This window comes from Coralloluteibacterium stylophorae (genome assembly GCF_018122625.2).
In the GTDB taxonomy this organism is placed as follows: domain Bacteria; phylum Pseudomonadota; class Gammaproteobacteria; order Xanthomonadales; family Xanthomonadaceae; genus Coralloluteibacterium; species Coralloluteibacterium stylophorae.
Genome location: NZ_JAGQFT020000006.1, coordinates 69,545 through 83,103, shown reverse-complemented (window position 1 = coordinate 83,103; position 13,559 = coordinate 69,545). Strand labels below are relative to the sequence as shown.

10 protein-coding genes are annotated in these 13,559 nt (G+C 74.0%); 6 read left to right on the top strand and 4 right to left on the bottom strand.

The features are described 5' to 3' along the window. Positions 1–86: 86 nt before the first annotated feature. The 4 genes from KB893_RS10365 to KB893_RS10350 form a co-directional block, all read right to left on the bottom strand. Positions 87–1,631 carry a pseudouridine synthase gene (locus KB893_RS10365; RefSeq protein ID WP_211926919.1) on the bottom strand — a complete coding sequence of 515 codons (1,545 nt, stop codon included), beginning with the start codon at positions 1,629–1,631 and terminating at the stop codon, positions 87–89. Beyond that, positions 1,628–2,725 (bottom strand): SMC-Scp complex subunit ScpB, encoded by a 1,098-nt coding sequence (gene scpB / locus KB893_RS10360; RefSeq protein ID WP_211926920.1) that lies wholly within the window; start codon positions 2,723–2,725, stop codon positions 1,628–1,630. Before scpB ends, KB893_RS10365 begins: the two co-directional genes overlap by 4 nt. A 90-nt stretch (positions 2,726–2,815) precedes the next feature. Continuing rightward, positions 2,816–3,769 (bottom strand): segregation and condensation protein A, encoded by a 954-nt coding sequence (locus tag KB893_RS10355; RefSeq protein WP_211926921.1) that lies wholly within the window; start codon positions 3,767–3,769, stop codon positions 2,816–2,818. Between the two features lie 78 nt (positions 3,770–3,847). Next, positions 3,848–4,468, bottom strand: a complete 621-nt coding sequence (locus KB893_RS10350; RefSeq protein ID WP_211926922.1) for an L-threonylcarbamoyladenylate synthase — start codon at positions 4,466–4,468, stop codon at positions 3,848–3,850. A gap of 243 nt (positions 4,469–4,711) precedes the next feature. On the opposite strand from KB893_RS10350, the gene KB893_RS10345 reads away from it, so the two are divergent. The 6 genes from KB893_RS10345 (at position 4,712) to epmA (ending at position 13,554) form a co-directional block, all read left to right on the top strand. Further along, positions 4,712–5,011 carry a YciI family protein gene (locus KB893_RS10345; RefSeq protein WP_211926923.1) on the top strand — a complete coding sequence of 100 codons (300 nt, stop codon included), beginning with the start codon at positions 4,712–4,714 and terminating at the stop codon, positions 5,009–5,011. Next, a complete protein-coding gene (locus KB893_RS10340; RefSeq protein WP_211926924.1) occupies positions 5,008–5,301 on the top strand; it encodes a BolA family protein in 294 nt (97 codons plus the stop codon). The genes KB893_RS10345 and KB893_RS10340 overlap by 4 nt, the downstream gene beginning before the upstream one ends. Positions 5,302–5,464: 163 nt before the next feature. After that, positions 5,465–8,965, top strand: a complete 3,501-nt coding sequence (gene smc / locus KB893_RS10335; protein ID WP_211926925.1) for a chromosome segregation protein SMC — start codon at positions 5,465–5,467, stop codon at positions 8,963–8,965. A gap of 281 nt (positions 8,966–9,246) precedes the next feature. Continuing rightward, positions 9,247–10,020, top strand: a complete 774-nt coding sequence (gene zipA / locus KB893_RS10330) for a cell division protein ZipA (RefSeq protein WP_425491160.1) — start codon at positions 9,247–9,249, stop codon at positions 10,018–10,020. 178 nt (positions 10,021–10,198) lie between these two features. Next, entirely contained in the window at positions 10,199–12,580 is a 2,382-nt protein-coding gene (gene ligA / locus KB893_RS10325; RefSeq protein WP_213173664.1) for an NAD-dependent DNA ligase LigA, read from the top strand. Then, positions 12,577–13,554, top strand: a complete 978-nt coding sequence (epmA, locus tag KB893_RS10320; RefSeq protein ID WP_211927184.1) for an EF-P lysine aminoacylase EpmA — start codon at positions 12,577–12,579, stop codon at positions 13,552–13,554. Before ligA ends, epmA begins: the two co-directional genes overlap by 4 nt. Positions 13,555–13,559 lie beyond the last annotated feature (5 nt).

Sequence of the window (13,559 nt, the reverse complement as noted above, 5' to 3'; positions counted from 1 at the left end):
GGGAAGCGCGGGCGGCAGCGGTAGGCCCGGAATGCGAAAAGAAAAGGCGGGCCTGGGCCCGCCTTCCGGTTCACTGTCCGTCGCGCTCAGCCGCCGCGGTTGCCGCCGCCGGATCCACGCGGACCGCCGCCACCGCCGCCGCCACGACGCGGGCCGCCGCCGCGGTTGCCGCCGGGCTTGGGCCCGCCGCCACCGGGCCGGCCGCCGCGCGGGCCGCCGGGTCCTCGCGCCTGGCCGCCCGGCTTGCCGTAGGGCGTGCCCTGGCCGCCCGCGCCGCGCGGCTTGCCACCGCCGGGGCCGCCGGGGCCGCGCTTGGGCCCGCGTGCGCCGGGATTGCGGTGACCGGACGGACCGGTGTCCACGCCTTCGGGTACGTACCAGGTGCGGAAGGCCGCCGGGTTGGAGGCGCCGGGGCCGCCGACGTTGCCGTTGGCCTCGCCCCCGCCCTGGCGCCGCGGCTTGCCGCGCCGCACCGGGCCGCCGCGCGCGGCGGCGTCGCCGCTGACGGTCAGCGCGGTGTAGGGCGAGGGGCCCTGGTTGCCGCCGCGCAGGGTGTTTCCGCGGTTGTCGTCGCCGCCCTTGCCGCCGCGGCCCCCGCCGCCGCGCTTGCCGCCGGGCCGGCCGCGCCGGCCCGAGGTGTCCTCGCGGAGGTTGTCGAAGCGGCGGAATTCGCGCGCCTCGTCGTCGACGTGGCCGTTGAGGTAGGAATTCTGCTTCTCGCGGCCACCGGTCTGGATCTCGACCCGCGCGCGGCGCTGGCCGATCACCGGCTGCAGGGTCAGCGCCGGGGTGGTGTCCTCGAGCCCGAGCGACTGGCGCAGCGCCTTGATCTCGGCCTCCGGCAGCTCCTCGCTGCGCCCGCGCAGCAGCGGGCGGGGCAGGGTGACGGTGCCGTAGCGCACGCGCTTGAGGCGGCTGACCTGGTAGCCCTGGCTCTCCCACAGCCGGCGCACCTCGCGGTTGCGGCCCTCGGCCACGACCACGCGCAGCCAGGCGTGCGATTCGCTGGTGCCGATCGGCTCCACGACCTCGAACTTCGCCGGGCCGTCCTCGAGCTCGACACCCTGGGTCAGGCGCCGGATCACCTCCGGCGGCACCACCGCGTCGTCGACGCCTTCGGGGCTGCGCACGCGGCAGACGTACTCGCGTTCGACCTCGTGCGAGGGATGCATCAGTGCGTTGGCGAGCTCGCCGTCGGTGGTGAGCAGGAGCAGGCCGGTGGTGTTGATGTCGAGGCGGCCGACCGCGATCCAGCGCGCGCCCTTGATCGGCGGCAGGGCGTCGAACACGGTGGGGCGGCCCTCGGGATCGTCGCGCGTGGTCACCTCGCCTTCCGGCTTGTTGTAGACCAGCACGCGCGGCGCGTCGGTGAGCGCGGTGGCGACGAAGGTGCGGCCGTCGATCTCGATGCGGTCGCCGCCGCGGACCGACTGCCCGATCTGCGCGGTCTCGCCGTTGACCTTGACCAGGCCGTCGCCGATGCGCTGCTCGAGCGCGCGGCGCGAGCCGAGGCCGGCCTGGGCGAGCACCTTGTGCAGGCGTTCCTCGAGGCGTTCCGCACCTGCGGATGTGGACTCGCGGTTGAGCGAGAGGACGCGACGGCTGGCGTCGCTGGATGACTTCTGGGTCATGCGGAGTGCTCCGGCCGATCGCCTTGCGCGTCGGCCTCTTCGGTGGGGACGGTCGTCGTCGCGACGGCGTCCGGGGTGCGGCCGGCACGTCCGCCCTGGGGCGTCGGGTCCGGCTCGGAATCGGTATCGGTGGCCGCGTCGGCGGGGTCGGCGAGCGGCCCGCCGGGCAGCGCCTCGGCGCCCTCGGTGGGATCGTGGGTGTTGCCGTCCTCGAGGTCGTGCGGATCGCTGTCCGGCACGTCCTCGGGGTCGGGTTCGGCGCGCGGCAGCGCATCGCCGTCGTCCCCGTCGGCGTCCTCCTCCAGCGCCTCGTCCTCGTCCGGCAAATCGGACAGGCGTACGCGCGCGGCGGCCGGGACCTCGGTGTCGAACGGCAGCTGCGGGTCGAGCTCGTTGAGGTCGCGCAGTTCCGACAGCGGCGGCAGCGCGTCCAGGCTCTTGAGCCCGAAATAGTCGAGGAAGCCCCTGGTGGTGCCGAACAGGGCGGGGCGCCCGGGCACGTCGCGGTGGCCGATGACCCGGATCCACTCGCGCTCCTCGAGCGACTTGATGATGTTGCTGCTCACCGCCACGCCGCGGATCTGCTCGATCTCGCCGCGGGTGATCGGCTGCCGGTAGGCGATCAGCGCGAGCGTCTCCAGGGTGGCGCGGGTGTAGCGGGTCGGCCGCTCCGCCCACAGCCCGGTGATCCAGGGATGCACGTCGGCGGCGACCTGGAAGCGGAAGCCGGAGGCGACCTCGACCAGCTCGACGCCGCGTTCGGCGCAGTCGGCGCGCAGGTCCTCCAGCGCATGCTCGATGCTGCCCGGCGCCGGACGGCGCTCCTCGGAGAACAGCGCGTAGAGGTTGGCCAGGGTCTGCGGCTGCGGAGCGGCGAGCAGCGCGGCCTCGACCACCCGGCGCACGAGCGCCGCGGGAGGCGCGGCCGCACCCGCCGGGGCATCGCCGCGCGCGTCCGCGGCCTCGTCCGCCCCGGTGCCTGCGCTCGCGGGCGTCTGCGCACCATCGGCCGTTTCGTCCCGCTGCGCGGGAGCGGACGCGGCCCGGTCGGGCGCGGGAGCGGCGATGTCGGACGTGGGCTCGTCGGCGTGCATGCGTGAATCCGAAGGTCGTGGACGTTCAGGCGCCGCGCGGACGCGGCAGGAGGCCCGGCCGTGCCGGGGCCGGTGCGGGGGCGTCGGCCATCAGCGCGCGGATCCGGACGGCGGCGGCTCGACCGGCTCGACCGCGTCGCCGTCGTCGCCCGCGGCGGCATCGGCGTCCGCATCCAGCCCGGCGTCGCCGTCCTCGTCCGCCGGCGCCGCCAGCGAACGCAGGTAGATCGGCGTGAGCGGTTCCTCCTGCACGATCTCGACCAGGCGCTCCTTGGCCAGTTCGAGCATCGCCAGGAAGGTCACCACCACGCCCAGCCGGCCCTCGCCCTCGACGAACAGCGATTCGAAGGCGTGGAAGGCGCCGTCGCCCAGCCGCGACAGCACATCACCCATCCGCTGGCGCACCGACAGCGCCTCGCGGCGCACGTTGTGGTGCCCGGACAGGTCGGCGCGATGCAGCACGTCCTTGAGCGCCAGCAGCATCTCGCGCAGGTCGACCTGCGGCGGCGCGCGCACCACGGTGCGGTCGGCGACGAAGGCGGCCACCGGCGCGGTGTCGCGCTCCATGCGCGGCAGGGCGTCGATGTCCTCGGCGGCCTGCTTGAAGCGTTCGTACTCCTGCAGGCGACGGACCAGGTCGGCGCGGGGGTCGATCTCCTCGCCGTCCTCGGCCACCGGTTTCGGCAGCAGCATCCGCGACTTGATCTCGGCCAGGATCGCGGCCATCACCAGGTATTCGGCGGCGAGCTCGAAGCGCAGGCCCTGCATCGCCTCGATGTAGGCCACGTACTGGCGGGTGATCTCGGCGATCGGGATGTCGAGGATCTCGAGGTTCTGGCGCCGGATCAGGTAGAGCAGCAGGTCGAGCGGGCCCTCGAACGCGTCCAGGATGACCTCGAGCGCGTCCGGCGGGATGTACAGGTCCTGCGGGATCTGCAGCACCGGCTCGCCGCGGACCACGGCCAGCGGCATTTCCTGCTGGCGCCCCGCATGCGCGGCGGTTTCGGTCTGCTCGGGCGCTGGCTGCGCTTGGGGTTCGGTCATCGAACTGGCGGCGGTCGGCGGCGTCGGCGCCGCGGTTCAGGGCGTGCCGGTTCGCGGCACCGTTTCGCTTCTTCAGGTCTAGAACGGCAGCGGCTGGAAGCCCTGGCGCACGACCTGCGGTTCGTCCTTCCCGCTCGCGTCGATGATGCTGGTCGGACCGGGCGGACAGTCCCCGGCGTCGAGCATCACGTCGACGTGGCGCAGCCAGCGCTCGGCCATGGCTTCGGCGTCGTGGCTGGGAACGTCCTCGTCGTCCGGCAGTGCGGCGGTGGTCGAGAGCAGCGGCTCGCGGACCGCAGCGATCAGCGCCTGCGTCACCGGGTGGTCCGGAATGCGGATCCCGATGGTGCGGCGCTTGGACTGCTTGAGGCGGCGGGGCAGTTCGGGCGAGGCCGGCAGGATGAACGTGCAGGGCCCCGGCGTCAGCGACCGGAACAGCTGGAAGGTCCGGTTATCGAGCCGGGCCAGACGTCCGGCCTCACTCATGGCGGCGCAGAGTAAGGTGAAGGGATGCTTGGTGTCCAGCGCGCGCAGGCGCTGCACGCGCTCCTCGGCATCGCGCGAGGCCTGGCTCCAGACCAGGGTGTAGCCCGCATCGGTCGGGCACAGCACCAGCGCGCCCTCGACCAGGCGCTCCGCGGCCGCCTCGATCAGGCGGCCCTGCGGATTCACGGGATGGACCTCGACTCTGTCGCTCATTGCGGATGCCCGGTGCGTGCGCGGCCGACGGCGTCGGCCCGCGCAAAAACGATGGCGATGACGTGCCGAACTCACCGCCGGTGCGGCGGTGTGGCCGGCGCGGACGGTGGCGCGCGGCGCAGGCGGCCGACGCGGGCCTGGAGGACGTTCCATGCGGTGGACGGCCCCGGACCGTCCCCTGGACGGTCCCGCCACCGCGATCGCGGCCTAGAATGGCCGGCCCAGTGTAGAGGAAACGTCCCGATGTGGTACCTGATCCTCGGCTACGACAAGGAAGGTGCGCTCGACGCCCGCAAGGCCGCGCGGCCCGAGCACCTGGCGCGGCTGGAGGCGCTGCGCGCCGCCGGGCGGCTGCTGGTGGCGGGGCCGTGCCCGGCGATCGATGCCGAGGACCCCGGCCCGGCCGGGTTCAGCGGCAGCTGCGTGATCGCCGAGTTCGACTCGCTGGCCGCCGCCCGCGCCTGGGCCGATGCCGATCCCTACGTGGCCGCCGGCGTCTATGCGCGCACCGACGTGCGCCCGTTCCGGCGGGTGCTGCCATGACCGTGCCCGACAACAGCGGCCGGATCGCGGCCATCCGCGCGGCGCTGGAGCAGGCGCTCGCGCCGCTGGACCTCGCGGTGGTCGACGACAGCCACAAGCATGTCGGCCACGCCGGCGCCCGCGACGGACGCGGCCACTTCACCGTGCACATCGTCAGCGCGGCCTTCGAGGGGATGAACCCGCTGGCCCGCCACCGCGCGGTCTACGAGGCCCTCGGCGGATTGATGCAGACCGACATCCACGCACTGTCGATGACCGCGCGCACGCCCGCCGAGGCCGGCCGCGGCTGAGCCTGTCGCGGCGCCGACCGGGCGTCGGCGCCGCGCGGGCCTATACTCGCAAGCTTCGTGGCCGCGCGACGGCCGGCGCCCAGGGCGCCGGAGCGTTCCGCGGCACCCCTTCCGACCCTTCCAGCGGCGGCACCGCCAGCGGCGCCGCCCGGCCCGACGTTCGATGCGCCTGTCCACCGTCAAACTCGCCGGCTTCAAGTCCTTCGTCGACCCGACGACCCTGCACCTGCCCACCAACATGACCGGCATCGTCGGTCCGAACGGCTGCGGCAAGTCGAACATCATCGACGCGGTGCGCTGGGTCATGGGCGAAAGCTCCGCCTCGCGCCTGCGCGGCGACAGCCTGACCGACGTGATCTTTTCCGGGTCCTCCGGGCGCAAGCCGGTGAGCCAGGCCACCGTCGAGCTGATCTTCGACAACTCCGACGGCACCGTGGTGGGCGAGTACGCCAGCTACAACGAGATCTCGGTCAAGCGCCTGGTCAGCCGCGACGGCACCAGCAGCTACTACCTCAACGGCTCGCGCTGCCGGCGTCGCGACATCACCGACCTGTTCCTCGGCACCGGCCTGGGGCCGCGCAGCTACTCGATCATCGAGCAGGGGATGATCTCGCAGGTCATCGACGCCAAGCCCGAGGAGCTGCGCGTGCACCTCGAGGAGGCGGCCGGCATCTCCAAGTACAAGGAGCGGCGCCGCGAGACCGAGACGCGCATCCGCCACACGCGCGAGAACATGGAGCGCCTCAACGACCTGCGCGAGGAGGTCGGCAAGCAGATCGAGCACCTGCGCCGGCAGGCCCGCGCGGCCGAGCAGTACCAGGCCCTGCAGGCGGAGCGGAAGGCCCGCGACGTGCAGCTCAAGGCGCTGGAGTTCCGCAGCATCGACGCCGAACTCGCCGCGCAGCGCGAGGCGCTCGGCGGCGAGGAGACGCGGCTGGAGAAGTTCGTCAGCGAACAGCGCCATGCCGAGGCGCAGATCGAGGCCTGCCGCGAGCAGCTCGCCGAGGCCAACGAGCGCCTGCAGGGCGCGCAGAGCGAGAACTATCGCGTCGGCGCCGAGATCGCGCGGATCGAGCAGCAGATCACCCACCAGCGCGAGCTGACCGAGCGCCTGCGCGGCAACCGTGCCGAGGCCGAGGCGGCGCTGGTCGAGCTCGACCGCCACATCGAGGACGACACCCGCGAGCGCGACGCGCTGCAGGCCGCGCTCGACGCCGACACCCCGCGCCTGGAGGCGCTGCGCGAGGAGGACGAGGCGCGCCAGGACGCGCTGCGCGAGACCGAATCCGCGCTCGGCGCCTGGCAGGCGCGCTGGGACGCCTACGCCACCGCGCATTCCGAGGCCGCGCGCGCGGCCGAGGTCGAGCGCACCCGCATCGAGTATCTCGAGCGCCAGGGCCTCGACGCCCAGCGCCGGCGCGAGACGCTGGCCGCCGAACGCGGCGGCCTCGACGTCGCCACGCTCGACGACGACCTCGTGCGCCTGACCGAGGAGCACGAGCACCAGCGCGCCTCGCTCGACGGGCTCGCCGCGCAGCTCGACGAACGCCGCGCCGCGCTCGACGAGCTCCAGGTCCAGCAGCGCCAGAAGCAGGGCGAGCTCGCCGAGGCGCGCAAGCGGACCCAGTCCGCCCGTGGCCGCCTCGCCTCGCTCGAGGCCCTGCAGCATGCCGCGCTCGGGCAGGAGAAGGGCGCGGCGCAGCGCTGGCTCGCGGAGCGCGGCCTCGACGCGGCGCCGCGCCTGGGCGAGCGCCTGCGCGTGGCCAGCGGCTGGGAAACGGCGGTGGAGACCGTGCTCGGCAGCCTGATCGAGGCGGTCGGCGTGGACGCGCCGGACACGCACCTGGACGCCCTGGCCGGGGTGCGCGACGCGCGCATCGCCCTGTTCGACCCGGAGGAAGGGCAGCTCGAGGTGCCGGCGGAGTCGCTCGCCGCGCAGGTCGAGGGCCCGCGCGGGATCCGCGCGATGCTGGCGCGGGTGATGGTCGCCGAGGACGCCGCCGCGGCGCGCGCGCGCCTGGCCTCCCTGGGCGCGGGCGAGGCGGTGGTCACGCGCGGCGGCGAGTGGCTGGGCGGCGGCTGGGCGCGCGTGCTGCGCGCCGATGCCGGGCAGGGCGGGGCGCTGGTGCGCGAACGCGAGATCCAGGCGCTGCGCGAGGAGATCGAGGGCCTCGGCGAGAGCGAGGTCCGGCTGGACGCGGAGATCAGCGCGCTGCGCGAGCGCATGCTCGAGGCCGAGCAGCAGCGCGAGGACGCGCAGCGCACCGTGTACACGGCCCAGCGCAGCGGGTCCGAGCTGGCCGGGCGCCTGCAGTCGCTGCGCGGCAAGCTCGAATCCGCGCAGGGCCGCGCGCAGCGCATCGAGGCCGAGCTGGACCAGCTCGGCCAGGCCGCCGAGCAGGGCCAGGCGCAGGTCCGCGAGGCGCGCCAGCGCGCCGAGACGGCACTGTCGCGCATGGGCGACCTCGAGGCCGAGCGCCAGCAGCTCGACGCCCAGCGACGCGAACTCAACGATCGCCGCGAGTCCGCACGCGGCATCGCCCGCGAGGCGCGCGAGACCGCGCACCGCCTCGCCCTGCAGATCGAATCGCAGCGCGCCAAGCTCGGCACCGTGGAACAGGCGCTGGCGCGCGCCCACGCCCAGCGCGAGCAGGCCGCGCGCCGGCGCGACGAACTCGACGCCCAGCTCGCCGGGGGCGACGCGCCGGTCGAACGCCTGCAGCAGGAGCGCCAGGTCGTGCTCGACCAGCGCGTGATCGCGGAGAAGGACCTGTCCGCCGCGCGTGGCGCGGTCGACGCGGTGCAGGGCGAGCTGCGCCAGTATGAAGCGGTGCGGCAGCAGCGCGACGCGCAGAGCCTGGGCGTGCGCGAGGCGCTGGCGAAGCGCCGGCTCGAGGAGCAGGCCCTGGTCCTGCGCGCCGAGCAGCTGCGCGCCGACGTGCGCGAGCTCGAGGTGGACCTCGACTCAGCCATCGCCGGCCTGCCGGAGGACGCCGACGCCGAGCGCTGGCGCCGCGAGGTCGGCGATCTCGAGCAGCGCATGCGCCGGCTGGAGCCGGTCAACCTCGCCGCGATCTCGGAGTACGGCGAGCAGTCGCAGCGCAAGGACTACCTCGACGCCCAGCACGTCGATCTCGCCAGCGCGCTGGAGACGCTGGAGGGCGCCATCCGCAAGATCGACCGCGAGACCCGCGGCCGCTTCAAGGAGACCTTCGACCGCGTCAACGCCGGCGTCCAGGACCTGTTCCCGCGCCTGTTCGGTGGCGGCCACGCCTATCTGGAGCTGACCGGCGACGACCTGCTCGACGCCGGCGTCGCGATCATCGCGCGCCCGCCGGGCAAGCGCCCCTCGCACCTGAGCCTGCTGTCGGGCGGCGAGAAGGCGCTGACCGCGGCCTCGCTGGTGTTCGCCATCTTCCAGCTCAACCCGGCGCCGTTCTGCCTGCTCGACGAGGTCGATGCGCCGCTGGACGAGGCCAACGTCGGCCGCTTCTGCGCGATGGTCGGCGAGATGAGCGAGAAGGTGCAGTTCATGATCGTCACCCACAACAAGGCGACGATGGAGTCGACCCGGCAGCTCGCCGGCGTGACCATGCGCGAACCCGGCGTATCGCGCCTGGTCTCGGTCGACCTGGCCGAAGCCACGCGCATGGTCGGCGGCTGAGCCAGGCAACGCCGCGGCCGTAGGAGCGGGCTTCAGCCGCGATGCTCGTGTGGGAGGGGCTTCAGCCCCGACAGGTTCCTGCAGGCATTCCCTCAGGCCGTGGGCCGCGAGCGAAGCCGCTCCTGCCTGCCGCGCGTCGCGTCCGCGGTGTCGTGACGCTCGCCACACCTTTGCGCACGCTCTAAGCTTGCCGCCGCCCGTCCGCGGGTTCACGGGCCGCACGCCGCGCCCGCACGAGAATTCCGCCGGCGACCGCGCGGCCGCCGCGCCGGGCGCCCGGCATGACTGGAGGACAGATGGACCAGACCACCCTGCGCATCATTCTCGCCGTCGCCGGCGCGATCCTGCTGTTCGCCATCTGGTGGTTCGGCCGCGCGCGGAAGCCCGAGCAGGGCCGGCGCGTCGACGCGCGCCGCGGCGAGGCGCGCGTCGAGCGCGAGCACGGGCGGATCGAGCCGACGCTGGGCGAGGTGCTTGAGGCGGACATGGCGCAGGACGCGTCCGACGGCGACCTCGGCGCGCAGTCCGAGCTCGACCTCATCGACAGCGTCGCCGCCGCGCCGGAACCGGCACCGACGCCCGCCAGCCAGCTCGGCGCGCGCAGCGAGGAGAAGTTCGACCGCATCGTCACCCTGTTCGTCGCCGCGCGCGAGGGCGAGGTGCTGCGCGGGCCGGACCTGGTGGTCGCCGCCGAGAAGGCCGGCCTGACCTACGGCCACATGGGCATCTATCACCGCCTGGTCGACGGCCGCCCCGAGCAGGACCCGATCTTCAGCGTCGCCAGCATGGTGCAGCCGGGCAACTTCGACATGACCACGGTGCAGTCGATGGAGACGCCCGGCATCACCTTCTTCATGACCCTGCCGACCCCGGTGCCGGCGCTGGACGCCTGGGAGACCCTGCTGCCCACGGCGCAGCGCATGGCCGAGCTCCTCGACGGCGTGGTCCTCGACGAGGACCGCAACGCGCTGGGCCGCCAGCGCATCGCCCACATCCGCGACGAACTGCGCGGCTACGACCGCGAGCGCGAGAAGCAGGAGGCGCGGAGGTGGTGAGGGTTGCGGATCAGGCGGGACCCGGGAATCGGGACTAGGGACCCGAAGCGCGTCGTCCATCGCGTCGCCGTCCGTTGTCCAGGGCGCCTCGCGCGCACGCCGTGATCCCAGGCGCGCCGCACGTCCGCCCGACCGGCCCAGGTCCCCATTCCCGCTTCCCGCTGCTCCCAACCCACCCATGCCTCCCGCCGCCCGCATCGCCGACCTCCGCCAGCAGCTGATCGAGGCGAACCACCGCTACTACGTGCTCGACGATCCGGCGATCCCGGATGCCGAGTACGACCGCCTGCTGCGCGAACTCGAGGCGCTGGAGGCCGAGCATCCGGAGCTTGCGACGCCGGATTCGCCCAGCCGTACCGTCGGCGCGCGTCCGGACGCGGGCTTCGCCGAGGTGCGCCACGCGATCCCGATGCTGTCGCTGGCCAATGCCTTCGAGGACGTGGAGGCCGATGCCGACGACCTGCGCGCGCGCTATCGCGAGGTCGCCGAGTTCGAGCGTCGCATCCGCGAGCGGCTCGAGGTCGAGGCGCCGGAGTTCTCGGTCGAGCCCAAGCTCGACGGGCTGGCGATCAGCCTGCGCTACGAGAACGGTGCCTTCGTGCTCGGCGCGACCCGCGGCGACGGCGCCACCGGCGAGGACGTGACCGCCAACCTGAGGCAGGTGCGCGCGATCCCGCTGCGCCTGCGCTCCGTGCGCCCTCCGGCGGTGCTGGAGGTGCGCGGCGAGGTCTACATGCCGAAGGCGCAGTTCGAGCGCTACAACGTCGCCGCGCTGGAGCGGGGCGAGAAGCCGCTGGCGAATCCGCGCAATGGCGCTGCCGGGTCGCTGCGCCAGCTCGATCCCGCGGTCACCCGTCGTCGTCCGCTGGCGTTCTTCGCCTACGGTGTGGGCGAGGTGCGCGGCATCGACCTGCCCGAATCGCACTCCGAGATCCTGCGCCTGCTGCGCGAGCTGGGATTCCCGGTCGCGCCCGAGGCGACGACGGCCACCGGCTTCGACGGGCTCATCGCCTACTTCCGGCGCATCGGCGAGGCGCGCCAGGCGCTGCCGTACGAAATCGACGGCGTCGTCTACAAGCTCGACGACATCGCCGGACAGCGCGAGATGGGTTTCGTCTCGCGTTCGCCGCGCTGGGCGCTGGCGCACAAGTTCCCGGCGCTGGAGGAGTCGACCCTGCTGCGCGCGATCGAAATCCAGATCGGGCGCACCGGCGCCGCCACCCCGGTGGCGCGGCTGGAGCCGGTGCAGGTCGCCGGCGTGGTGGTGACCAACGCGACGCTGCACAACGCCGACCAGGTCGCGCGGCTGGATGCGCGCGAGGGCGACAGCGTGATCGTGCGCCGCGCCGGCGATGTCATCCCCGAGATCGTGCGGGTGATCGAGGACCGCCGTCCCGCCGGCACCGTGCCCTGGCGGATGCCGGCGCAGTGCCCGGTGTGCGGCTCCGACCTGGTCCGCGAGGAGGGCGAGGCGGTGTACCGCTGCAGCGGCGGCCTGACCTGCGGCGCCCAGCGCAAGCAGGCGGTGCGGCATTTCGCCTCGCGCCGGGCGATGGACATCGAGGGCCTGGGCGAGCGCCTGGTCGAGGCGCTGTGCGACTTCGGCTACGTGGAGACGGTGGCGGATCTGTACCGGCTCGACGTGGACGCCTTCGTCGAGATGAAGCGCCGGGCCGACGAGCGCGACGGCACCGTGCCGGAGACGACGAAGGCCGGCAAGATCGCCACGCGCTGGGCCGAGAACCTGGTCGCCGCGCTGGACGCGAGCCGGCGCACCACGCTGCCGCGCTTCCTGTTCGCGCTCGGCATCGCGCACCTGGGCGAGACGACCGCGAAGACGCTGGCCGGCTGGCTGGGCCGGCTCGAGTTCATCCGCAGCACGCCCGCGCCGGTGCTGCGCGCGCTGCCCGACATCGGCGGCGAGGTCGCCGAATCGATCGCCAGCTTCTTCGAGCAGGACGGCAACCAGGCTGTGGTCGACGCGCTGCTGGCCGCCGGCATCGTGTTCGCCGACGAGGCCGCACCCTCGGCCGCGCTGCGCGAGCGGCTCGACCTCGCGCACCTGCTCTCGGCCCTGCCGGTGCGCAACCTCGGCGGCAAGAGCGCCGAGCGCCTGGCCGCGACCTACGGCAGCCTCGACGCGCTGCTGAAGGCGAACGCCAGCGGCTGGACCGGGGCCGGCCTGTCCAGCGCCGGCGCCGACAACCTCGGCGCGCATCTCGCCGATCCGGCGCACCGCGCGGCGCTTATGGCGAGCGAGGCGGCGATGCGGCGCCTGCTCGATGCCGCGCCCGCCGCCGCGACGACGGCGGCCGGACCGCTCGACGGCCGCACCGTGGTGCTGACCGGCACGCTCGCGGCGATGACCCGCGACGAGGCCGGCGCGCGCCTGGAGGCGCTGGGCGCCAAAGTGTCGGGCAGCGTGTCGAAGAAGACCCACCTGCTGGTGGCGGGCGAGGCCGCGGGCTCCAAGCTCGCCAGGGCGCAGGAGCTCGGCGTGGAGGTGTGGGACGAGGCGCGCCTGCTGGACTTCCTCGCCGGACACGGCGCCGCGCCGTGAGTGCCGACGACTGGCGGCCCACCGCCGACCTCGCGGCCCTGCGCCTGCGCGCCCGGCTCTACGCCACCATCCGCAGCTTCTTCGCCGAGCGCGGCGTGCTCGAGGTGGAGACGCCGATCCTGTCGGAAGCCGGCAACACCGATCCCAACATCGCCAGCTTCCACCTCGACTTCGACGGCCCGCGCGCGGCCGGCGCGGTGCGGCGCTGGCTGCGCACCTCGCCGGAATTCCCGCTCAAGCGCCTGCTCGCCGCCGGCGTCGGCGACTGCTACGAGCTCGGCCGCGTGTTCCGCAACGGCGAGGCGGGGCGCCGCCACAACCCCGAGTTCACCATGCTCGAGTGGTATCGCGTCGGCTTCGACCATCGCCGGTTGATGGCCGAGACCGCCGCACTGGTGGGTCAGGCGCTGGCCCTGGTGGGGCGCGAGGCGGCGGTGCGCACGGTCGCCTACGGCAGCCTCTACCGCGAGGTGCTGGACCTGGATCCCTTCGCGGCCGACGAGGCCGCGCTGCGCGCGGCGCTGGGCGACGTCGTCCTCGATCCCGAGGGGCTAGGGCGCGACGACTGGCTCGACCTCTTGATGACCCACCGCATCCAGCCGACGTTCGCGGACGACGCGATCACCGTCGTCCACGACTACCCGGCCACGCAGTGCGCGCTGGCGCGGATCCGCCGGGACGACCCGCCGGTCGCCGAGCGCTTCGAGCTCTACCTCGGGCCGCTGGAGCTCGCCAACGGCTACCACGAGCTCGCCGACGGCGCCGAGCAGCGGGCGCGCTTCGAGCGCGACGGCGCGGTGCGGCGCGCGCGCGCTGCGGTCGTGCCGGCGATGGATGCGCGCCTGCTCGCGGCGCTGGACGCGGGCCTTCCCGACTGCGCGGGCGTCGCCCTCGGCATCGAGCGCCTGCTGATGGCGATGCAGGGCGGTGTCGCGATCGACGCGGTGCTGGCCTTTCCCTTCGCCCGCGCCTGAGGGCC

Excerpts from the sequence above, each read along its gene's own strand:
- KB893_RS10355 (WP_211926921.1), bottom strand. The coding sequence starts at position 3,769 with ATGACCGAACCCCAAGCGCAGCCAGCGCCCGAGCAGACCGAAACCGCC.
- smc (WP_211926925.1), top strand. The coding sequence starts at position 5,465 with ATGCGCCTGTCCACCGTCAAACTCGCCGGCTTCAAGTCCTTCGTCGAC.
- ligA (WP_213173664.1), top strand. The coding sequence starts at position 10,199 with ATGCCTCCCGCCGCCCGCATCGCCGACCTCCGCCAGCAGCTGATCGAG.
- KB893_RS10365 (WP_211926919.1), bottom strand. The coding sequence starts at position 1,631 with ATGACCCAGAAGTCATCCAGCGACGCCAGCCGTCGCGTCCTCTCGCTC.
- scpB (WP_211926920.1), bottom strand. The coding sequence starts at position 2,725 with ATGCACGCCGACGAGCCCACGTCCGACATCGCCGCTCCCGCGCCCGAC.
- KB893_RS10345 (WP_211926923.1), top strand. The coding sequence starts at position 4,712 with ATGTGGTACCTGATCCTCGGCTACGACAAGGAAGGTGCGCTCGACGCC.
- KB893_RS10350 (WP_211926922.1), bottom strand. The coding sequence starts at position 4,468 with ATGAGCGACAGAGTCGAGGTCCATCCCGTGAATCCGCAGGGCCGCCTG.
- KB893_RS10340 (WP_211926924.1), top strand. The coding sequence starts at position 5,008 with ATGACCGTGCCCGACAACAGCGGCCGGATCGCGGCCATCCGCGCGGCG.
- zipA (WP_425491160.1), top strand. The coding sequence starts at position 9,247 with ATGACTGGAGGACAGATGGACCAGACCACCCTGCGCATCATTCTCGCC.